The organism is Stenotrophomonas sp. 220_Sma, from assembly GCF_056487375.1.
The window spans coordinates 2,195,614-2,215,444 of record NZ_CM151348.1; the positions used below are offsets into that span (position 1 = coordinate 2,195,614).

A 19,831-nucleotide genomic window follows, 5' to 3' on the forward strand; every position below is an offset into this window, starting at 1 on the left:
ATTACTCCTTCATTGCCGGGGGAACGGCGGCGCCGACGCGGCTGCCAGCCGGCACCGGCGGCAACTTCACCGGTGCGATGGGGGAGGTGGGGGCGGTAGCCGGAGTTGCCGCGGCTTGTTCGGTATCGGTGTTCCGGGTGGCGCCGGTGGCTGCGTTCAGGCGCTGGCCGAGCGGGTCCACCGAGTGCGAGGTGTCGGCCAGGATGATGACCATCACCCGGCGGTTGCGGTTGCGGCCCTGCGCGCTGTCGTTCTCTTCGCGCGGGCGGAACTGGCCGTAGCCGACCATCGCCAGCCGCGACGGCTGCACGCCCTGGTCGGCGAACAGGTGCACCACGCTGGCCGCGCGCCCGGCCGACAGTTCCCAGTTCGACGGGAAGGTGGCGGTGGCGATCGGTACGTTGTCGGTGTGGCCTTCCACGCGCACGCTGTTGGGTACGTCGCGCAGGACCTCGGCCAGGCTGGCCAGGGTCTGCCGCGCATGCACGTCCAGCGCGGCCGAACCGGTGGGGAACAGGATGTCGCTGTTGATCTCGACTTCGATCCACAGCTCGGTGCGGCGCACGCTGATCATGCCGCGGTCGATCAGCGGCGCCAGTGCGGCGGTCAGGCGGTCCGCGATGCTGTTGAGCTGGCGCTCGGCGCGCGCGATCTGCTCCTGGTTGTGCACCGAAACAGGCATGCGCATCTGCGAGGCCATCGACGGCAGCAGGGTCGGGTCGTGCGACGGCGCAGGCGCCGAGGGCCCGATCTTGGTGCCGGACTTGATCACCGAGGGGCTGTCCCAGCCGCCACCCTGCACCTGCTTGTTGCCCACCTGTACCGGATTGATGGTGCGCGGCGCGCCCCCGAAGGCATCGGTCAGCGCGTCGGCCATGATCCGGTACTTGCCTTCGTTCACCGAGGAAATCGCGTACATGACCACGAAGAAGGCGAGCAGCAGCGTCATCAGGTCGGCATAGGGGATCGCCCATGCTTCGTGGTTGGCGTGCTCTTCGTGGTGCTTGCGGCGGGCCATGTCAGTGCAGGAAGCCGGAGAGGTTGGTTTCGATGTTGCGCGGGTTTTCGCCCTGGGCGATCGAGATCAGGCCTTCGATGACCATTTCGCGGTCGCGGGTGTTGTGCGAGATCACACTCTTGAGCTTGGCGGCCACCGGCAGGAACAGCAGGTTGGCCGAGGCGATGCCGTAGATGGTGGCGGTGAACGCGGCGGCGATGCCGTGGCCGAGCTTGCTCGGATCGGCCAGGTTCTTCATCACCGCGATCAGGCCAAGCACGGCACCGATGATGCCCAGCGTCGGTGCATAGATGCCCATCGCTTCGAAGACCTTGGCACCGGCCTGGTCCTGGTGTTCCTGGCTGCCCAGTTCGATTTCCAGCATGTGCCGCATCGATTCGGGTTCGACGCCGTCCACCAGCAGCTGCAGGCCCTTGCGCAGGAACGGGTCCTGCTGTGCTTCCACCTGCGATTCCAGGCCCAGCAGGCCCTGGCGGCGGGCGATGTTGCTCCACTCGACGATCTGCTGGATCAGTTCGCGGCGATCGCTGTGCGGCGGGCGCACGACCCAGCGCACGATCTTGAAGGCATGCTTGAACACCGCCGGCGAGGTGTGCAGCAGGATCGCGGCGACGGTGCCGACGATGACGATCACGAACGCCGCAGGCGACCACAACGACGCCAGGCCGGCGCCCTTGAGGATGCTGCCGCCGACCAGCGAGGCCAGGGCGAGAAAGAGTCCAATGAGGCTGAGTCTATCCATGGTTCCGGTATCGGCGTGTATGAATGGGACTTGAGACACCGGTAGATCGCGTACAGACGGTAGTCACAGTTTTCGGGGCGCCGGGCATGGCCCGGCGGGGGTCATCGCAGCCCGTCCACGTCCAGGATCAGCGCCATGCGACCATCGCCGATCAAGGTTGCACCGGCATAACCGCGCAGGCCGCGCAGCGCTTTCGGCAGCGGCTTGATGACCACTTCCTCACGCCCGCGTACCTGGTCCACGACCAGCCCGAAGCGCGCTTCGCCAGCCTGCAGCACCACGATGGTCAGCAGCGGCGAGGCGGCCGGCGTCACATCCAGCCACTGGCGCAGATCGACCAGCGGCAGCGTGTGCGAGCGGCGGTCGAGCACGGCACGGCCATCGAACCAGCCCAGCGAGGTGCGCGGCGCGTGCAGCACTTCCATCACGCGGGCCAGCGGCAGCGCATAGACGTCCTCGCCGGCCTGCACCAGCAGGGTCGGCAGGATCGCCAGGGTCAGCGGCACGCGGATCAGGAAGCGGCTGCCACGGCCCAGTTCCGACTGGATCTGGATCTGGCCGCTCAGTTCGCGGATGCGTGACTGCACCACGTCCATGCCGACGCCACGACCGGAGATGTCGGTGACCTGCTGCTTGGTCGAGAAGCCGGGCAGGAACACCAGGTGCAGGCACTCCTCGCTGCTCAGGCGCGCGGCGGCTTCCGGATCGATCAGGCCCTTCTCGCGCGCCTTGGCGCGCAGCTTTTCCGGGTCGATGCCGGCGCCATCGTCCTGTACCTCGATGCTGACGTAGTCGCCTTCCTGCTGTGCCGACAGGCGCACATGGCCCATCCGTGGCTTGCCCTGTGCCTCGCGCAGGTCGGGCATTTCCACGCCATGGTCGATGGCGTTGCGGACCAGGTGCACCAGCGGGTCGGCCAGCGCTTCGACCAGGTTGCGGTCGAGCTCGGTCTCGGCGCCGATCAGTTCCAGGTCCACTTCCTTCTTCAGCGAGCGGGCGACGTCGCGGGCAACCTTGGGGAAGCGCGAGAACACCTTGCCCACCGGCTGCATGCGGGTGCGCATCACTGCCGACTGCAGGCGGGCGGTGGCGATATCCAGAGTGGACACGGCCCGGTCCAGCTCTTCATCGCGCAGGCGTGCACGCAGGGTCTTGAGCCGATTGCGTGACAGCACCAGTTCGCCGATCAGGTTGACGATCGCGTCCAGGCGCTTGGTGTCCACGCGCACGGTATGTTCGGCCTCGGCCAGCGGCTTGGCGGCCGGCTTCGCCGCCGGTGCCGGTGCGGCGACCGGGCGCGGCGCTGCGATCGGTGCCGGTGCCACCACGGCCGCAGGCTTGGTGCCCGGTGCCGCGCCACCGTGCAACTGGTCGAGCAGGGCTTCGAACTCGTCTTCGCTGATCAGTCCGTCGTCGGCCTTCTTCGCTGGCGCGACCGCGGTCGGCGCGTTGCCACCATGCAGCTGGTCGAGCAGAGCCTCGAATTCGTCGTCGGTGATCAGGTCGCTGTCACCCGCGGTGGGTGCTGCGGCGGCGGCGGGTGCAGCCACGGCACCGCCGTGCACGTCGAACTGTGCGATCAGGTCCGGCGGCGCATAGCCCGGCTCGGTGCCGGAGGAAACCGCGTCCAGCATCGACTGCAGGTAGTCCAGCGATTGCTGGGCCGCGTCGAAGTGGTGGGCCTGCAGCACGGCCTGGCCGGCACGTGCGGCGCCCAGCGCCTCTTCAGCGGCATGGCACAGCTCGACCATGGCGGTGACGCCGAGGAAGCCGGCGCCGCCCTTGAGCGTGTGGTAGCCGCGGAACACCGCGTTGAGCTGGTCGCTGTCCTGCGGTGCCTGCTCCAGCGACACCAGCTGTTCGCCGAGGCGATCCAGGATTTCCTGTGCCTCGATGATGAAATCGGCAGTGATGTCGTCGGATACCGCGCTCATGCTTACAGCCCCAGATCCGACAACAGGTCGTCGGCGTCGTTCTGCGAGACCGCGTGGCGGTCCAGTCCCTTCAGTGCCGGCCCGGCCAGTTCCGGGTCGGTGCGATGCTGTTCCGGTGGCAGGCCGAGCGCGCCGAAGCCTTCGTGCACGCGGCGGACGATGCCGACCACGCGACGGATGATCTGCCCGGTCAGGTCCTGGTAGCTCTGGGTCAGGGCGATCTCGGTCAGGTTGTGGCGGATGCGCTCGAGCTGCGCGTCCTGGCCCGGCTGCAGGCCTTCGGCGCGCAGCTGTTCGGTCAGGCTGCGGCATTCCTCGGCCAGGTCCAGGGTGCGGTGCGTGGCCTGTTCGGTCATCGCCACCACGTGGTCCAGTCGCGCGCAGGCGTCGTCCAGTTCGCCGGCTTCGCTCGGCACGGTCGGCAGTTCGCCCAGCGCCTGTCCCAGCTCGCGGGCCAGCCGCGAGAGGCCGCTCATCATCGGCTGCGTGCGCAGCGCGACCAGCCCGTCGATGCGCTGCCGCCAGGCGGCCTCGTCACCGGATTCGAGCGCGTCCAGGGCCTCCTGCAGGCGCAGGGCGAGGGCGTTCTTGTCGACCGTGGTATCCATCAGGCGCTGGCCGCCAGGCGTTCGAAGATCTTGCCGAGCTTCTCTTCCAGCGTCTGCGCGGTGAACGGCTTGATGATGTAGCCGTTCACGCCGCTCTGGGCGGCTTCGATGATCTGCTCGCGCTTGGCTTCTGCCGTGACCATCAGCACCGGCAGGGTCTTCAGCTTGGCATCGGCACGGATGGCCTTGAGCAGCTCGATGCCGGTCATCACCGGCATGTTCCAGTCGGTGACCACGAAATCGAACGGCTGGCTCTGCAGCAGCGACAGCGCGGCATGCCCGTCCTCGGCTTCGGCGGTATTGGTGAAGCCCAGATCGCCCAGCAGGTTCTTGACGATTCGACGCATGGTCGAGAAGTCGTCGACGATCAGGATGCGCATGTTCTTGTTCAAAGCAGAATTCCTTTGTTGTTCATTCCGGACGGCCGGGGGCAGCCGCCTCGGGGATGTTCATTCTTCGAGGCCTGCGTCGGCAGCCTCGAACAGCTTCAGCCGGCCACGCAGGCGCAGTACCGCCTGGCCGTGGATCTGGCAGACCCGCGACTCGCTCACGCCGAGCACCGCGCCGATCTCCTTCAGGTTCAGTTCCTGCTCGTAGTACAGCGAGAGCACCAGTTGTTCGCGCTCGGGCAGGTGGCCGATGGCCTTGCCCAGCTCGCGACCGAACTCGCCGCGCTCCAGTACCTGCTGCGGGGTCGGCCCGCCCTGGGCGACGGTGTCCAGCTCGCCCTGGTCCTCGATGCGCGATTCCAGGCTCAGCACCTGGCCACGTGCAGCGTCTTCCATCAGCCGCAGGTACTCAGGCAGCGGCATCTCCATCGCGGCGGCCACTTCAGTGGCGCTGGCGGCACGGCCACTGCTCTGTTCCAGGCGGCGGATGGTGGCGGCGGCATCACGTGCACGGCGGTGCACCGAGCGCGGGACCCAGTCACCACGGCGGATCTCGTCGATCATCGAACCACGGATGCGGATCGAGGCGTAGGTCTCGAAAGAAGCACCCTGGTCGGCGTCATAGCTGCGCGAGGCTTCGATCAGTCCCATCATGCCGGCCTGGATCAGGTCGTCGACCTCGACGCTGGCTGGCAGGCGCGCGGCCAGGTGGTGGGCGATGCGCCGCACCAGGTCCGAATGCTGGGCGATGACTTCGTTCGCCGCCGAGCGCTGCACTTCCCTGTACTGGGCTGCGCCTTTCATGCCGTCACCCCACGCTGCTTGAGGATGCGTTCGAGGAAGAACTCGACGCCGCCACGCGGTTCGGTCGGCGCCTGCCAGCGCGCGGTACGGCGCGCGATCTCGGTGATCGCCAGCGCCGCCGGGCTGGACGGATAGGCCTTCACCACCGGCTGCTGGCGCTGCACCGACAGGCGCAGCCAATCGTCCTGCGGCACGCAGCCCAGGTAGTTCAGCGAGACATCGGCAAGGAACTTCTCGCAGACGCGGGTCAGCTTCTCGTACAGCACGCGGCCCTCGTTGGGGTCGCGCACCATGTTGGCCACCACCTGGATGCGGTCCACGCCACGCTCGCGCGACAGCACCTTGATCAGTGCGTAGGCGTCGGTGATCGAGGCCGGCTCGTCACAGACCACCACCACGGTGTCCTGTGCGGCCTGGCAGAAGGTCAGCACGCCATCGGTGATGCCCGCGGCAGTGTCCACCACCATGATGTCCAGCTCGCGCTCCAGCTCGGAGAACACGTTGACCAGGCCAACGTGCTCAGCCGGGGCCAGCTCGGCCATGTGGCGGCGGCCGGACGCGGCCGGGACCACCAGCACGCCGTTCGGGCCTTCGACGATGACGTCATCCAGCGTGCAGCGGCCGGCGACCAGGTCGGCCAGCGTAAAGGTGGGGTTCAGGCCCAGGATCACGTCGATGTTGGCCAGGCCGAGGTCGGCGTCCAGCAGCAGCGTGCGCTTGCCCATGCCGGCCAGCGCCACGGCCAGGTTGGCCGACACATTCGTCTTGCCCACGCCGCCCTTGCCGCCAGTGACCGCAATGGTGCGCACAGGGCCGAGCGGCTCGCTGCGGGTGGCCGACAGCGGGAAGGTCTTGGTCAGCTTGGCGTACTCACGCGACGGCATGGTTCAACTCCGGGTTGCAGGGCATATCGGCCGCGCGGCGCAAATCTTCAAGGCGAAGTACAAGATTGGCTGCACTGGCCCGGTGCAGGTCCTCCGGGACGTCCTGGCCATCGGTCACCCAGGTGATCGGCAGGGCATGATCCACGGCCACCGACAGGGCATTGCCGAAGCGGCCGGTCTCGTCCAGCTTGCTCAGTACCAGGCCCTGCAGGTTGGCGGCGCCGAAGCGGCGGACCACCTCGTCCATGTCGCCGAAGCTGGTGTTGGCCGGCAGCACCAGCAGGGTGCGGACCTGGCGCGCGGCACGCAGCCACTGCAGCTGGGCGGCCAGTGCGCGGTCGCGCGGGCCCAGGCCGGCGGTGTCGATCAGCACCAGCTTGTAGTCCTTCAGGCGTTCCAGCAGCTGGTCCAGGTCGGTGCCGCTGTTGGCCTCATGCACCGCGATGCCGAGCTGGCGGCCGTAGCCGTACAGCTGCTCGCGGGCACCGATGCGGGTGGTGTCGGTGGTGACCAGGGCCACGTCACGCGGCGCGTGCTTCTCGGCGAAGCGCGAGGCCAGCTTGGCGATGGTGGTGGTCTTGCCGGCGCCGGTCGGTCCGACCAGTGCGATCACGCCACCTTCTTCCAGCGGGTCGACCGGGGCGATCGGCAGCTTGCGCGAAATCAGCCCCAGCATCAGGCCGCGGCCTCGATGGGCCTCGGTCTCCAGCGGGATCTGCATGGCCACGTCGCGGGCCAGGCCGGCATCGAAGCCATACTCGTCCATCAGGTCCAGCGCGGTGGCGCGCACCGGGCAGCCGCGCAGGCGCTCGTCGGTGAAGCGGTTCATCTCGCGCTCGATCACATGGCGCATGCCGGCCACTTCCTGGCGCAGCTGGCGGATCTCGGCGTCGTCCTGGGCCACCAGGGTCAGTGCCGGGGCTGGGGCCAGCACGGGGGCAGCGCCGGTTTCGTCGCTGGCTTCGACCGGTGCCGGTTCGCTGGCGACGATCCCGGGTTGCGCTTCGGTCACGGCAGCGGTCGGCAGCGGCGGCGGCTGCACGGCCGACGCCGCGCTTTCGTGATGCGTCTCGTGTGGCGGGTCGATCTGGAAGCGGGCGCGGTTGGCCGGTGCGGCGGTGCTGGGCGCCGGTGCGACGATGGCTTCGGCGAACGGAGCGAAGATCTGATCCGGCAGCGCCGGTTCGTTGACGGCGGCGCGTGCCAGGGTGGCGGCGAAGCCGGTGCTGCCGCGGGTCGGCACGATCTCGTCGGCGCTGTCCAGGGTGCGGCCGGTGGCGCCGACCGCAGCGCGGGCGAGGGCAGCCACGGCCGAGGTGGTTGCGGCGACCGGTTCCGGTGCCGGGGTATTGCTGCGGCGGCGGGTGACCGCGGCGATCACCGCGTCGGCGGCGGTGCGCGGCTTCGGCGCCGGCGGCGGAGCGATGTCACGACGCGAGGCTTCCAGTGCACGCTGCACGGCGCTCTCGTCGTAGTTGGCGGCGGCGACGATCTCGATGCCTTCCTCGATCCGGCGGTTGGACAGGATCACGGCGTCAGGACCATGTTCCTTGCGCACCAGGTTCATGGCCGAGCGCATGTCGGCGGCGACGAATCGTTTGATTTTCATGCTGTGGTCACGGGACGAAGACGGCGGGGTGGCGGTCGGAGAACTCGGGTGGTCGGTGGTCTGCACGGTGCGGGTTCCCCTTGGTATCTGTCTGTTGCGTTGGTTCGAAAGTGGTGTCTGTTTTCTGGCGCATCGGAGGGCGGCGTCAGCTGATCGTTCCGACCAGCTTCAGGCGCTTGTCCTCCGGCACCTCGCTGTAGGCCAGGACCGACAGCGACGGAACGCTGTGGCGGACCAGGCGGGCCAGCGCGGCACGCACCGGGCCAGGTACCAGCACGACCGCGGGCTCGTTGCGGGCTTCCTGCTTGCTGACACATTCGGCCAGGCTCTGGTGCAGTCGCTCAGCGAGTCCGGGTTCCAGCGCGGCGCCGTTGCCCTGCGTGGACTCCTGCAAGACACGTTCCAATTGTGGGTTGAGCGTGAACACCGGCAGCTCCGCCGACATTCCGGCGATCTCCTGCACGATGAAACGACCCAGTGCGGTGCGCACCGCGGCGGTCAGCATCGCCGGGTCCTGGCTGCTCGGTGCGTGTTCGACCAGTGCTTCGGCGATCTTGCGCAGCTGGCGGATCGGAATGCGCTCGATCAGCAGGTTCTGCAACACGCGCACCACCGCCGACAGCGGCAGCGCCTTCGGCGTCAGATCTTCGACGAGCTTGGGTGCGCTCTTGGCCAGGTTGGCCAGCAGGTGCTGCACTTCCTCGTGGCCGAGCAGCTCGGGCGCGTGTTCGCGGATCAGGTGCGACAGATGGGTGGCCACCACGGTGGCTGGATCGACCACGGTATAGCCCAGCGTTTCAGCCTGGGCACGCTGGTGCGGTTGGATCCAGGTCGCGTCCAGGCCGAACGCGGGGTCCTTGCCGGCGATGCCTTCCAGTGCGCCAAGGGCGCTGCCCGGGTCCAGCGCCAGTTCGCGGTCGGGGTGGATCTCGGCGGTGGCCACCGGTACGCCGTGCACCAGCACGCGGTAGCCGTTGGCCGGCAGTTCCAGGTTGTCGCGGATGTGCACCGAGGGGATCAGGAAACCGACGTCCTGGGTCAACTTGCGCCGCACGCCCTTGATGCGTGCCATCAGTTCGCCGCCCTGGCTGCTGTCCACCAGCGGAATCAGCCGGTAGCCGACCTCCAGGCCCAGCGGATCGACCGGGCGCAGTTCGTCCCAGCTCAGTTCGGCAGTCGGAGCCGGCGCGGCCGGGCGGCCGAGTGCGTTGAGCGCGGCAGCGTCATTGCCTGCGGCTGCCGGATCGGTGGCCGCGGCCTTGCCCTTGCGGTAGACCTTCCAGGCGATGAAGCCGAGGATCGCGGACAGCGTCAGGAAAGCGACGTTGGGCATGCCCGGCACCAGGCCGACCACGCCGATGATGCCGGCGGTGATCGCCAGCGCGCGGTACTGGCCGAACACCTGGCCGGTCATGGCCTGGGCCATGTCCTGCGAACGCGAGGCGCGGGTGACCAGCATGGCCACGGCGCTGGAGACCAGCAGCGCCGGCAGCTGCGCCACCAGGCCATCACCAATCGACAGCAGGGTGTAGGTGGCAGCGGCATCGCCGAACGGCATGCCATGCTGCAGCACGCCTACGGCCAGGCCGCCGAGCATGTTGATGAACAGGATCAGGATGCCGGCAATGGCATCACCACGGATGAACTTGCTGGCACCGTCCATCGCGCCGTAGAAATCGGCTTCCTCGCGGACTTCCTCGCGGCGCAGCTTGGCTTCTTCACGCGTCAGCAAACCGGCGTTGAGGTCGGCGTCGATCGCCATCTGCTTGCCGGGCATCGCGTCGAGGATGAAGCGCGCGGTCACTTCCGAGACGCGGCCGGCGCCCTTGGTGATGACCACGAAGTTGATGATGGTCAGGATCGCGAACACCACGATGCCGACCGCGTAGTTACCGCCGATCACGAATTCGCCGAAGGCAGCGATGACCTTGCCCGCGGCGTCATGGCCGTTCTGGCCGTTCAGCAGGATCACGCGGGTGGAGGCGACGTTCAGCGCCAGCCGCAGCATGGTGGTGATCAGCAGCACGATCGGGAAGATCGTGAAATCCAGCGGGCGCTTCACGTAGACCACCGCCAGCAGCACCATCAGCGAGATGGCGATGTTGAAGGTGAACAGGGCGTCGAGCACCGGCGCGGCCAGCGGCACCACGACCATGGCCAGCAGGGCCAGCACGATCAGCGGTGCGCCAAGGCCCTGGCGGATCATTTCCAGCGCGCGGCGGGTGTTGAAACCGGGGGAGGGCTGGGCGCTCACGGGCGGCCTCCCTTGCCGAATTCATCCACCTGGATGTGCGGGGCGTCCGGCATCGGGCCAGTGCGCCAGGCGCGCAGCTGGTAGACGTAGGACAGGACCTGGGCGACGGCCGAATACAGTCTCACGGGGATTTCCTTTCCGAGTTGGCCTTCCCGATACAAGGCGCGTGCCAAAGGCGGGGCGGAGACGATCGCCACCTTGTTGCCGTCGGCCACTTCACGGATGCGCAGGGCGGTCTCATCCACACCCAGGGCGACCACTTTGGGGGCGTTCATGGCGCCGCCCTCGTACTTAAGGGCGACCGCGTAGTGGGTGGGGTTGACCACCACCACGTCGGCAGTGGGCACCGCCTCCATCATCCGGCGGTTGGCCATCTGCTGCTGCAGCTGGCGGATGCGGCCCTTGACCTCGGGGCTGCCCTCGCTTTCCTTCATTTCCCGGCGCAGCTCTTCACGCGTCATCTTCAGCTTGCGCATCCAGTTCCAGCGCTGGTACGGGGCGTCGATGGCCGCCAGCACCAGCATCGCGCCGGCGGTGGCCAGCAGCAGGCGCAGGGTGAAGCCGAGGCCGTCGGTGATGGCGGTCTCCAGCGGGTGGTGGATCAGCCCGCGCAGGGTGTCGAAGCCGGTCCACACCACCAGCCCGGCGGCAACGCCGACAAAAGCCACGCGCAACAACGACTTGGTGAACTCGGCGATGGCTTCCGGGCCATACAGGCGCTTGAGCCCGCTCATCGGGTTCATGCGGTTGAAGTCGGGCATCATCGCCTTCTGCGACCAGCGCAGGCCGCCCATCACCAGCGGGGCGACGAAGCTGGCCAGCAGGCAGACCAGCACCAGCGGCGCGATCACCAGCATGAACTGCAGCAGCAGGTCGCCGAAGTGGCCGAACAGCGCCTTCGGGTTCTGCCGCAGGCTCTGTTCCGGGCTGAGTGCATGCTTCATCCAGGCGCTTGCACCACGGCCGATCGAGCCGCTCATGGCCATCACCGCCAGTACGCCGGCGCCGAACACGGCGGCCGTGCCGAGCTCGCGCGAGCGCGGCAGGTTGCCCTGTTCACGGGCGTCGCGCAGGCGTTTTTCGGTAGGTTGTTCGGTCTTTTCGCCGGCGGATTCGTTCTCGGACATCACGGGCACTGCGGCAGGGGATGCCGGGGTGCGTGCAAGAAGTGTTCCGTGATGGGTTCATGTGCCAACCAAGGTTGGCATCTACCAGAGCAAGTGCAGGTGGGAGCGCAGCCTGGATCTACCCCGGCGGGTGCTGCGTCGGCGGGCTCTGCGCCAGTTCCACCCGAGGCCGGGGCAGGTCATGCAGCTGCATGAAGCGCGCCGCATCCACCGGGCGGCCGAGCAGGTAGCCCTGCAGGTAATCGCAGCCCAGCCGCTCCAGGTAGGCGCGCTGCGCGGCGGTTTCCACGCCTTCGGCGACGATGTCCATGTCCAGCGCGTGGCCCAGCGCCACGATCGCCGAGACGATCACCACGTCCTCGGCGCTGTGTTCCAGGTCGCGCACGAAGGCGTGGTCGATCTTGATTTCGGTGGCCGGCAGCCGCTTCAGGTACAGCAGGCTGGAATAGCCGGTGCCGAAGTCATCGATGGAGATGCCCACGCCCAGTGCCGAGAGCGCCTGCAGCAGGCGCAGGCTGGTATCGGTATCGCGCATGACCGTGCTTTCGGTGATCTCCAGCACCAGGTGGCGTGGGGCAATGTCGTAGCGTTCGATCACTTCACGCACATCCTGCAGCAGGTGCGGCGAACTGAACTGCACCGGCGACAGGTTCACCGACATCGACCAGCCCTCGTGGCCGGCATCGTGCCAGCGGCGCAGCTGCTGGCAGGCCTGGTCCAGCGCCCAGCGCCCGATCTCATTGATCGCACCGCTGCGTTCGGCCAGTCGGATGAAGCGGTCCGGCGGGATCAGGCCATGCTCCGGATGGCGCCAGCGGATCAGCGCTTCGGCACCGGCCACCTTCTGCGTGGCTACCTGGATCTTCGGCTGGTAGTGCAGGAACAGCTGCTCGCTGCCGATGGCCCGGCGCAGGTCGGCCAGCAGCCGGAACTGTTGTTCGGCGCTGTCATTCATCCAGTCGGCGAACAGCACGAAGGCGTTGCGTCCGGATTCCTTGGCCTGGTACATCGCTGCATCGGCAAAGGCCATCAGCTGCCGCTCGCTGGCAGCGTGATCCGGACAGATCGCCACGCCGATGCTGGCGGTCACCTGCAGTTCGTTGTCGGCCAGCAACGGCCCGCTGCCGACCGCCTGCAGGATGCGCCGGGCCAGGGTCGGAAGGTCCTCGTCGTGCTCGATGCGCACCACCAGCACGAACTCGTCGCCGCCCAGCCGCGCCAGCATGTCGTTGGGCCGAAGCAGCTGGCGCGTGCGTTCGGCCACCGCAACCAACAGTGCATCGCCGGCCTGGTGGCCGTAGGCATCGTTGACCTGCTTGAAGCCATCCAGGTCCATGAACATCACCGCGAAGCGGCTGCCGCCCTGTTCGGCCTCGGCCAGCGCCTGCACGATGCGACGCTGCAGCAGCAGGCGGTTGGGCAGGCGGGTAAGCGGGTCGTGCAGTGCGGCCTGGGTCAGTTCCTGCTGTGCGTCGGTTAGCGAGGTACTCAACAAGGAATTGCGCAGGCGCAGCAGTTGCGCCTCCACCCGCTGGTCCAGCCAGGAGACCACCAGCACCACGGCCAGGATGGCGACGGTCAGCACCACCACCAGCATGGCCAGCCATTCGCTCTGCAGCCCATCGCCGACGGCTGCGCCGCAGATGCTGCCTTCCGGAAATCGTGCGGCGGCCATGCCGGTGTAGTGCATGCCGACGATGGCCAGCCCGAGCAGGCCGGCAGCCGCGAGCCGGTCGCCGACACGGGTGCGCTGCGCGCGCAGGCGGAACGCCACGTACAGCGCCGTCCACGAGGCGGCCACCGCCACCATCAGCGAAAAAAGCAGCCAGCCCGGGTCGTAGTCGATGCCCGGCTGCATGCGCATTGCGGCCATGCCAACGTAATGCATGCCGGCAATGCCGGTGCCCATCAGCAGCGCGCCACCGGCCAGCCGTGGGTGCGGCAGGGTACGCAGCGAAACCAGCCATAGCGCGAACACCGATGAGGCGATCGCCAATGCGAGGGAAAGCAGGGTGATGGGCAGGTCGTAGCCGAGCGGAATGGGCAGGTCGAAGGCGAGCATGCCGATGAAGTGCATCGACCAGATGCCCAGGCCCATGGCGAAGCCACCACCGAGGCGCCACCACCACGCCGCGCCCTTGCCGGGTGCAGTGACCGTGCGCCCGGCCATCGCCAGCGCGGTGTACGAAGCCATCACGGCCACCAGCAGCGAGATCGCCACCAGCCACGGGCTGTACGTGCCTACCAGCATTCGTCAGTCTCCCGGACCTGCCTGTCGACGGAAACCACGGTGGGGCATGCATGAGGCAGGCCGACGCACGGCGCCGGCCACGTGCGGCATCCCCCCGGTTGCCGCGTATTCACTCTAACGCGCAGACCCGGGGGAAGGGCAAGCAGTAAAACGTGATGATCCGGTCAGTGTGTGACCGTGTCCGCAGCCTGGAAGGCGGCATCGAACAGGCGCTGTACCGGCGGGCCCATTTCCCCGGCCAGCAGCGCCAGCAGGAACAGGCCCAGCAGCAGCGAGACCGGCAGGCCGAGCTGGATCGGGTTCAGCGCCGGGGCGGCACGGGCCAGGACGCCGAACGCCAGATTCACCGCCAGCATTGCCACGGTCAGCGGGATCGCCAGGGTCAGTGCGCCGCGCAGCACGGTCAGCAGGAAGGTCGGGGCGATGCTGAAGAAGGCGTGCGGGTCCGGCAGCGGGGCGCCGATCGGCAGCGCCCGGTAGCTGTCCACCACCAGCGAGATCAGCGCCAGGTGCCCGTTGGCGGTGAAGAACAGCAGGCCGAACAGCAGATAGAACCACTGGCCGATCACGCCGGAGGTGCCGCCACGCAGTGGGTCACTCATCTGCGCGAAGGCCAGGCCGGTGCCCTGGGCGATCAGTTCGCCGGCCATCGCGCCGGCTTCGAACACCAGCCGAAGCAGGAAGCCGATGGCCACGCCGATGGCCAGTTCACGGGCGATGGTCAGCACCGTGGCGGCATCGAAACCGGTCCAGTCCGGAACCGGCGGCAGCAGCGGCGCCAGCGCGATGGCCAGGGTGCCAGCAAGCACCACGCGCACCCGCGCGGGTACGGCACGGGTACCGACCATCGGCATGGCCATGGCCACTGCGCCGATGCGCAGCATGGTCCACAGCACGGTGCCGATCATGCCGAAGGCCTGCAGGCCGTCGGCAGCCATCTGGGTGGCGGCGTCCATCGAAGCGCGTGTCCTAGCCGATCAGGTGTGGAATGCGCTGGAACAGCAGCGTGGTGAACTCCACCAGGTGGCCGATCAGCAGGCTGCCCAGCGCGAACAGCACCGCGGTCAGCGCCGCCGCCTTGGCAACGAAGGCGATGGTCGGCTCATTGAGCTGGGTCGCGGCCTGCACCACGCCCACCACCACACCGACCACCAGCACGGTGAGCAGCAGCGGGCCGGCCACCCACAACACGGTGATCAGGCCGCCACGCAGTTCGGTCAGGGCAAGTTCGGGAGTCATTCGGGTTCCATCTGCTCATGTAGAGTCGAGCCGCGCTCGACTGTGCTTCTGTAGAGTCGAGCCATGCTCGACTGCCTCTCGATCACGCCGGATTGAAGCTCGCCGCCAAGGTGCCGACGGTCAGCACCCAGCCATCCACCAGCACGAACAGCAGGATCTTGAACGGTGCCGACACCAGCATCGGCGACAGCATCATCATGCCCATCGACATCAGCACGCTGGCCACCACCAGGTCGATGATCACGAACGGGATGAAGATCAGGAAGCCGATTTCGAAGGCGGTCTTCAGCTCGCTGGTAACGAACGAGGCGACCAGCACCGGGAACGGGATCGCATCGGGGCTGGCGTAGGTGCCATGCCCGGCGATGCCGGCAAAGGTCATCAGGTCGGTCTCGCGGATCTGCGCCAGCATGAAGGCGCGCAGCGGCGTGGTGGTCAGCGTCCAGGCGGTCTGGAAGTCGATCTCGCCGTTGAGATACGGCGCCATGCCGGTGCTCCAGGCCTTGTCCCAGGTCGGCAGCATGATCATTGCGGTGAGGAACAGTGCCAGGCCCAGCAGCACCTGGTTGGACGGCGTCTGCCCGGTACCCAGTGCCTGGCGCAGCAGGCCCAGCACGATGATGATGCGGGTGAACGAGGTCAGTACCAGCAGCATCGACGGGATCAGGGTGATCGCGGTCATCAGCAGCAGGGTCTGCAGCGGCAGGCTGACCGGTGCACCGCCGATCTTGCCGACATTGATGTCCGGCAGCGGCGTGGTCGGGGCACCGGGGGCGGCGAAGGCCAGTGCCGGCAACAGGCACAGGGCGAGCATCAGCAGCCACGGCATCAGGGTGGCAAGACGGGTACGGGTGACACGCATGTCAGGGATCCTTGCGCAGCCGCTGCTGCAGCAGCTGGGCGAAATTCGGCAGGTTCTTGAAGTCCGGCACGCGCACCGGCGCGGGCGGCGGCAGCGGTTCGGGCAGGGTGTGCAGGGTGTTGATACCGCCGGCGGTGACGCCCAGCAGCAGCTGCTGGCCGTTGACCTCGACCACCACCACGCGCTCCTTGGCACCGACACTCAGGCTGGCCACCACCTTCATGCCGTCGGCCGGGCGGAAGCCGCTGCCGGGCAGGCGCTTGAGCAGCCAGCCGAGGCCGATGACCAGCGCCAGCACTGCCAGCAGCGCCAGCACCGCGCCGAACAGGCTCGGTGCGGCGGCCGCGTGCTGGCCGACCTGCGGACCGATCGGTGCGGCGGTCTTGCCGACCGCCAACAGGGTGGAGGCCAGCAGGCTCAACGCAGTCTCCGGATCCGCTCGCTCGGGCTGACCACGTCGGTCAGGCGCACGCCGAAGCGGTCGTTGATCACCACCACCTCGCCGTGGGCGATCAGGGTGCCGTTGACGAACACGTCCAGCGACTCGCCGGCACCGCGTTCCAGTTCCACCACCGAGCCCTGGTTGAGCTGCAGCAGATTGCGGATCGGCAGGCGGGCACGACCGACTTCCAGCGACAGGGTCACCGGCACGTCGAGGATCACGTCCAGGTTGAGGTCGGCGCCGGCCCCTTCTTCGGCCTGCAGGGTGCCGAACTGGGCCGGGGTCGGTTCGAGGGCGTCGATATCGTTCATTGCGGGTCTTCCTGGATGACGGGTGCGCGCGGGCGGGTGCCCGGCGGATGGGTAGCGGTGATCTTCACGGCGTTCATGCCGTTGGCGATGCCGAACTCGCCGGTGAACACCGGGATGTTCTCCACGCACAGCGGCACCTGCGGGCTGAGCTCGATCGGCAGGATGTCGCCGACCTTCAGCTGGGTCAGGTCACGCAGGGTCATGCGCTTGCTGGCCAGTACGCTGGACAGGGTCACCTCGGCGATGTTGAGCTGTTCGCGCAGGGTCTGGCCCCAGCTTTCGTCGCGATCATTGCGGTCGCTCTGGATGCCAGCGTCGAGCAGCTCGCGGATCGGTTCCAGTATCGAATACGGCAGGGTGACGTGGATGTCGCCGCCGCCGCCGTCGAGTTCGACGTGCAGGCGGCACACCACCACGTACTCGCGCGGCGTCACGATATTGGCGAAGTGCGGGTTGATCTCCGAGTTGATGTACTCGAAGTCGACATCCATCACCGGTGCCCAGGCCTCGCGAAGGTCGGCGAAGGTCTGCTTCAGCAGCAGGTGGATCACCCGCATTTCGGTGGCGGTGAACTCGCGGCCTTCGATGCGGGTGGGGTAGCGCCCGTCGCCGCCGAAGAAGTTGTCGACGATGGCGAACACCAGGGTCGGCTCGAACACGATCAGGCCGGTACCGCGCAGCGGCTTGAAGCGGATCAGGTTCAGGTTGGTCGGCACATACAGCGAGTGCATGTAGTCGTTGAACTTGATCAGCTCGATGCCACGCACCGACAGCTCGGCCGAACGCCGGATCAGGTTGAACAGGCCGATCCGCCACAGGCGTGCGAAGCGCTCGTGGACCATTTCCAGGGTCGGCATGCGACCGCGGATGATGCGGTCCTGGCTGGCGAAGTCGTACGAGCGTGCTTCGCCTGACGGTGGTTCCGCATCGGTCTCGACCGCACCACTGTCCACGCCGTGGAGCAGGGCATCGATCTCGTCCTGGGACAGCAGATCATTCATCGGTGGGCCCTTACTGGGTCACGAAGCTGGTGAACAGCAGATCGTCGGCGCCGTTGCTGCCGGTCTCGGCCTTGAGCACTTTCTGCACTTCGGCCAGCGAAGCGGCCTGCAGCTTCTGCTTGCCGGCGATGTCGGCGATCTGGTCGGGGCTGACCTGCGAGAACAGCATCAGCAGGCGTGCGCGAATGGCTGGCGCATGCGTCTTGATCGCTTCCAGTGCGGCCGGATCGCGGGTCATCAGCTGCACTTCCAGCTGCAGGTAGCGCGGGCCGTCGACCGGGCCGTTGAGATTGACCACGAAGGCCGGGTCCAGGGCGAAGTACTGCGCCGGTGCCGGAGTACTGGCCTTCTTCGGGGCCTGCGCGGTCTTCTCTTCGTGCTTGGACTGGGTGAAGAACCAGACGCCGCCACCGGCGGCAGCGGCGGCGAGCACGGCCACCAGTGCGGTGATCAGGATCGGACTACGCGGCTTGGCGGCCTTGTCCTTCTCGGCGGTCTTCTTGGTTTTGTCAGCGGCTGCGGCCACGGGGTGAAGCTCCTGAGGGTTGCTTCACCGGGATATGCAAGGGGTGTGCCGGAGCCGGGGCAGAGGGGTGCGACGGAATTCCGTCGGGGTGCCGGTAGGGCCGTGCGGAGCACGCTACGCACCCACCAACGCGATACGGGTAGCTGCTGCTCTATTGCCCCGGTGCCCTGGTGGGTGCCAACCGTCCCGCTCTGGTGGGTGCCAACCTTGGTTGGCACGCTTGTCAGGCGTATGCGTCCAGCAACCCGCGCTGGCGGATCAACTGCGCGGACGACACGCTGGCCTCGCCCGGCGACGGTTCTCCGTCACCCGCGATGCCGCCGCCACTGGCCTGGCCTGACGCATTGCCGTCACCACCGGGCGCCTGATGACCAACATCAGCATGAGCCAGCTGGAAGCCCTGCTCGCCGAGGAGTTCGCGCAGGCGCGGCAGGCTGTTTTCCAGTGCCTGGCGCACATCCACGTGTGGGCTGCTGAAGCTGGCATGCACCTTGTCGCCGTTCAACTGCAGGCGCACATCGACCGGGCCCATGTCGTCCGGACTCAACCGGATGTGGGCGTGGCCGATCTTCTGGTCGGCCAGCCAGCCCAGGCGCGCGCCGATGGCCTGGTCGAAACCATCGTCACCGAGCACCGGCTTCGGTGTCGGCTCGCCATTGAAAATGGCGTTGCCGGTCGCGAGTGCGGCTTTCAGATCCTGCACAGCCGCGTTGCCGGGCGCATGCAGCAGCGGCGCTGCGGTACGGTCGCCGATGAGGGGTGCGTCGCTGCCTTCGCCACGCTCGTTGCGCTTGCCGGGCAGCACCAGTTCAGGCAACGGCAGCGTGGCTGTCTGGTCGGTGCCGCTGCTGGTGGTGGACGATGTGGCAGCCGCCGCTGTGGATGGCAGGGCTGCGGCGGCCGGCAGTGCGGCGGGGGCGGGTAGTGCGTTGCCGTCTGCGTCGGTAGCCGTTGCGGCCACTGTTGGCAGAGCGGCGGCAGGATCGGCAGGCGCGGGTACCGCCAGCACCAGCCCAGCCAGGCCGAGTGGCGGCCAAGGGGCTTCTTCGGTCGCCGCCGGGGTGTCCTTTTCGGCAACCGGCTTGGCCGGTGCTGTGGGCACCGTGGCGGCGGTCTCTTCGGGGGCGGCAGCGCTGTCCGGCCTGCGCTCGGCGCCGGCCTGGCCAGTACTGTCCGATGCCGGTCCCTGCGTGGACGGCATGGGCGAGTTCGAGGGTTTCGAGGGTGCATCGGCACCCGGCGAGCCACCCTGCAGCAGTTGGCTGAACCCCTTGTTGCCATCACCGCGTGGTGCGCGGGGGGCGCTGCTGCCGGAATGCTGTGGCTGCGCGTTGGCGCTGCTGGCCAATGGCGCGGGCATCACGAGCGGCCTCCCTGCTCGGCGCTGTCCTGATCTTCGGCCTGTACCAGGCGGGCGCGACGCGCGCCAATGTCGTCCATCTCGCGCTGGTCGCGGCGGTCCGTCACCACCTTTTCCTGTGCGCGGTAGCTGGCGGCCAGCTGTTCCAGCACAGCTTTGTCACGGCTGGCCAGGATCAGGCGGGCGCGCTCGGCTTCCACCTTTTCGCGGTTGCCGTTGACCGTGGCCTGCTGCTGCTCCACCGCACTGTCGAGACGGTCGAGGAACGCGCGCCGGTTCAGCAGCTGCGCCGGGCTGGTCGCTGCCATCTGCGCGTTCGCATATTCCTCGGCATAGCGGCGCAGTTCGTCCAGTCGCGATAGATGGGTATCGAGCACGCGCTGGCGTTCGGCCAGATCGCGGGCGACTGCGTCCTCGTGTTCCTGGGCCCGCTTGAGCAGGGGATCGATGCGCTTGGACTGGTTCATGGC

The 19,831-nt window shown here is 67.8% G+C and carries 20 protein-coding genes; all 20 read right to left on the reverse strand.

The window, feature by feature from the left end:
• Position 1: 1 nt before the first annotated feature.
• Complete coding sequence (motD, locus tag ACZLIB_RS10315; protein ID WP_032129222.1) at positions 2-1,018, reverse strand: flagellar motor protein MotD; 1,017 nt, start codon at positions 1,016-1,018, stop codon at positions 2-4.
• A 1-nt stretch (position 1,019) separates the two neighbouring features.
• Positions 1,020-1,760 (reverse strand): flagellar motor protein, encoded by a 741-nt coding sequence (locus tag ACZLIB_RS10320; protein ID WP_010482457.1) that lies wholly within the window; start codon positions 1,758-1,760, stop codon positions 1,020-1,022.
• A gap of 101 nt (positions 1,761-1,861) precedes the next feature.
• Positions 1,862-3,694: a chemotaxis protein CheA gene (locus tag ACZLIB_RS10325; protein WP_478469798.1), complete on the reverse strand. Its 1,833-nt coding sequence runs from the start codon at positions 3,692-3,694 to the stop codon at positions 1,862-1,864.
• A 2-nt stretch (positions 3,695-3,696) separates the two neighbouring features.
• On the reverse strand, positions 3,697-4,302 hold the full coding sequence (locus ACZLIB_RS10330) for a protein phosphatase CheZ (RefSeq protein ID WP_006442968.1): 606 nt from the start codon (positions 4,300-4,302) through the stop codon (positions 3,697-3,699).
• A complete protein-coding gene (gene cheY / locus ACZLIB_RS10335) occupies positions 4,302-4,694 on the reverse strand; it encodes a chemotaxis response regulator CheY (protein ID WP_006365466.1) in 393 nt (130 codons plus the stop codon). Before cheY ends, ACZLIB_RS10330 begins: the two co-directional genes overlap by 1 nt.
• Positions 4,695-4,751: 57 nt before the next feature.
• Positions 4,752-5,495: an RNA polymerase sigma factor FliA gene (locus ACZLIB_RS10340; protein ID WP_049401180.1), complete on the reverse strand. Its 744-nt coding sequence runs from the start codon at positions 5,493-5,495 to the stop codon at positions 4,752-4,754.
• Positions 5,492-6,379 carry a MinD/ParA family ATP-binding protein gene (locus ACZLIB_RS10345; protein ID WP_049401182.1) on the reverse strand — a complete coding sequence of 296 codons (888 nt, stop codon included), beginning with the start codon at positions 6,377-6,379 and terminating at the stop codon, positions 5,492-5,494. The genes ACZLIB_RS10340 and ACZLIB_RS10345 overlap by 4 nt, the downstream gene beginning before the upstream one ends.
• Entirely contained in the window at positions 6,366-7,988 is a 1,623-nt protein-coding gene (gene flhF / locus ACZLIB_RS10350; RefSeq protein WP_049461532.1) for a flagellar biosynthesis GTPase FlhF, read from the reverse strand. Before flhF ends, ACZLIB_RS10345 begins: the two co-directional genes overlap by 14 nt.
• Before the next feature lie 145 nt (positions 7,989-8,133).
• The gene (flhA, locus tag ACZLIB_RS10355) at positions 8,134-10,194 is read right to left on the reverse strand and encodes a flagellar biosynthesis protein FlhA (RefSeq protein ID WP_478469922.1); all 2,061 of its coding nucleotides are present in this window, start codon (positions 10,192-10,194) and stop codon (positions 8,134-8,136) included.
• Positions 10,195-10,238: 44 nt separating this feature from the next.
• Complete coding sequence (gene flhB / locus ACZLIB_RS10360) at positions 10,239-11,369, reverse strand: flagellar biosynthesis protein FlhB (RefSeq protein WP_049461531.1); 1,131 nt, start codon at positions 11,367-11,369, stop codon at positions 10,239-10,241.
• A 118-nt stretch (positions 11,370-11,487) separates the two neighbouring features.
• Positions 11,488-13,620: a putative bifunctional diguanylate cyclase/phosphodiesterase gene (locus ACZLIB_RS10365; RefSeq protein ID WP_478469800.1), complete on the reverse strand. Its 2,133-nt coding sequence runs from the start codon at positions 13,618-13,620 to the stop codon at positions 11,488-11,490.
• Positions 13,621-13,784: 164 nt separating this feature from the next.
• Positions 13,785-14,576 (reverse strand): flagellar biosynthetic protein FliR, encoded by a 792-nt coding sequence (fliR, locus tag ACZLIB_RS10370; protein WP_478469802.1) that lies wholly within the window; start codon positions 14,574-14,576, stop codon positions 13,785-13,787.
• 13 nt (positions 14,577-14,589) lie between these two features.
• Complete coding sequence (locus tag ACZLIB_RS10375; RefSeq protein ID WP_012510965.1) at positions 14,590-14,859, reverse strand: flagellar biosynthetic protein FliQ; 270 nt, start codon at positions 14,857-14,859, stop codon at positions 14,590-14,592.
• An 82-nt stretch (positions 14,860-14,941) separates the two neighbouring features.
• Positions 14,942-15,721: a flagellar type III secretion system pore protein FliP gene (fliP, locus tag ACZLIB_RS10380; RefSeq protein WP_049421888.1), complete on the reverse strand. Its 780-nt coding sequence runs from the start codon at positions 15,719-15,721 to the stop codon at positions 14,942-14,944.
• Between the two features lies 1 nt (position 15,722).
• Positions 15,723-16,142 carry a flagellar biosynthetic protein FliO gene (fliO, locus tag ACZLIB_RS10385; RefSeq protein ID WP_080355366.1) on the reverse strand — a complete coding sequence of 140 codons (420 nt, stop codon included), beginning with the start codon at positions 16,140-16,142 and terminating at the stop codon, positions 15,723-15,725.
• Complete coding sequence (fliN, locus tag ACZLIB_RS10390; RefSeq protein WP_012510967.1) at positions 16,139-16,474, reverse strand: flagellar motor switch protein FliN; 336 nt, start codon at positions 16,472-16,474, stop codon at positions 16,139-16,141. Before fliN ends, fliO begins: the two co-directional genes overlap by 4 nt.
• The gene (fliM, locus tag ACZLIB_RS10395) at positions 16,471-17,475 is read right to left on the reverse strand and encodes a flagellar motor switch protein FliM (protein ID WP_478469803.1); all 1,005 of its coding nucleotides are present in this window, start codon (positions 17,473-17,475) and stop codon (positions 16,471-16,473) included. The genes fliN and fliM overlap by 4 nt, the downstream gene beginning before the upstream one ends.
• A gap of 10 nt (positions 17,476-17,485) precedes the next feature.
• Positions 17,486-18,001, reverse strand: a complete 516-nt coding sequence (locus ACZLIB_RS10400) for a flagellar basal body-associated FliL family protein (protein ID WP_049421892.1) — start codon at positions 17,999-18,001, stop codon at positions 17,486-17,488.
• 223 nt (positions 18,002-18,224) lie between these two features.
• A complete protein-coding gene (locus ACZLIB_RS10405; RefSeq protein ID WP_478469805.1) occupies positions 18,225-19,361 on the reverse strand; it encodes a flagellar hook-length control protein FliK in 1,137 nt (378 codons plus the stop codon).
• The gene (fliJ, locus tag ACZLIB_RS10410; RefSeq protein WP_032129208.1) at positions 19,361-19,828 is read right to left on the reverse strand and encodes a flagellar export protein FliJ; all 468 of its coding nucleotides are present in this window, start codon (positions 19,826-19,828) and stop codon (positions 19,361-19,363) included. The genes ACZLIB_RS10405 and fliJ overlap by 1 nt, the downstream gene beginning before the upstream one ends.
• Between the last annotated feature and the right edge of the window lie 3 nt (positions 19,829-19,831).

Coding starts and splice junctions, on each gene's coding strand:
- flhF (WP_049461532.1), bottom strand. CDS start 7,988: ATGAAAATCAAACGATTCGTCGCCGCCGACATGCGCTCGGCCATGAAC.
- ACZLIB_RS10330 (WP_006442968.1), bottom strand. CDS start 4,302: ATGGATACCACGGTCGACAAGAACGCCCTCGCCCTGCGCCTGCAGGAG.
- ACZLIB_RS10340 (WP_049401180.1), bottom strand. CDS start 5,495: ATGAAAGGCGCAGCCCAGTACAGGGAAGTGCAGCGCTCGGCGGCGAAC.
- fliR (WP_478469802.1), bottom strand. CDS start 14,576: ATGGACGCCGCCACCCAGATGGCTGCCGACGGCCTGCAGGCCTTCGGC.
- ACZLIB_RS10320 (WP_010482457.1), bottom strand. CDS start 1,760: ATGGATAGACTCAGCCTCATTGGACTCTTTCTCGCCCTGGCCTCGCTG.
- ACZLIB_RS10325 (WP_478469798.1), bottom strand. CDS start 3,694: ATGAGCGCGGTATCCGACGACATCACTGCCGATTTCATCATCGAGGCA.
- motD (WP_032129222.1), bottom strand. CDS start 1,018: ATGGCCCGCCGCAAGCACCACGAAGAGCACGCCAACCACGAAGCATGG.
- ACZLIB_RS10405 (WP_478469805.1), bottom strand. CDS start 19,361: ATGCCCGCGCCATTGGCCAGCAGCGCCAACGCGCAGCCACAGCATTCC.
- ACZLIB_RS10345 (WP_049401182.1), bottom strand. CDS start 6,379: ATGCCGTCGCGTGAGTACGCCAAGCTGACCAAGACCTTCCCGCTGTCG.
- fliN (WP_012510967.1), bottom strand. CDS start 16,474: ATGAACGATATCGACGCCCTCGAACCGACCCCGGCCCAGTTCGGCACC.
- ACZLIB_RS10375 (WP_012510965.1), bottom strand. CDS start 14,859: ATGACTCCCGAACTTGCCCTGACCGAACTGCGTGGCGGCCTGATCACC.
- fliJ (WP_032129208.1), bottom strand. CDS start 19,828: ATGAACCAGTCCAAGCGCATCGATCCCCTGCTCAAGCGGGCCCAGGAA.
- ACZLIB_RS10365 (WP_478469800.1), bottom strand. CDS start 13,620: ATGCTGGTAGGCACGTACAGCCCGTGGCTGGTGGCGATCTCGCTGCTG.
- fliM (WP_478469803.1), bottom strand. CDS start 17,475: ATGAATGATCTGCTGTCCCAGGACGAGATCGATGCCCTGCTCCACGGC.
- fliP (WP_049421888.1), bottom strand. CDS start 15,721: ATGCGTGTCACCCGTACCCGTCTTGCCACCCTGATGCCGTGGCTGCTG.
- flhB (WP_049461531.1), bottom strand. CDS start 11,369: ATGTCCGAGAACGAATCCGCCGGCGAAAAGACCGAACAACCTACCGAA.
- flhA (WP_478469922.1), bottom strand. CDS start 10,194: ATGATCCGCCAGGGCCTTGGCGCACCGCTGATCGTGCTGGCCCTGCTG.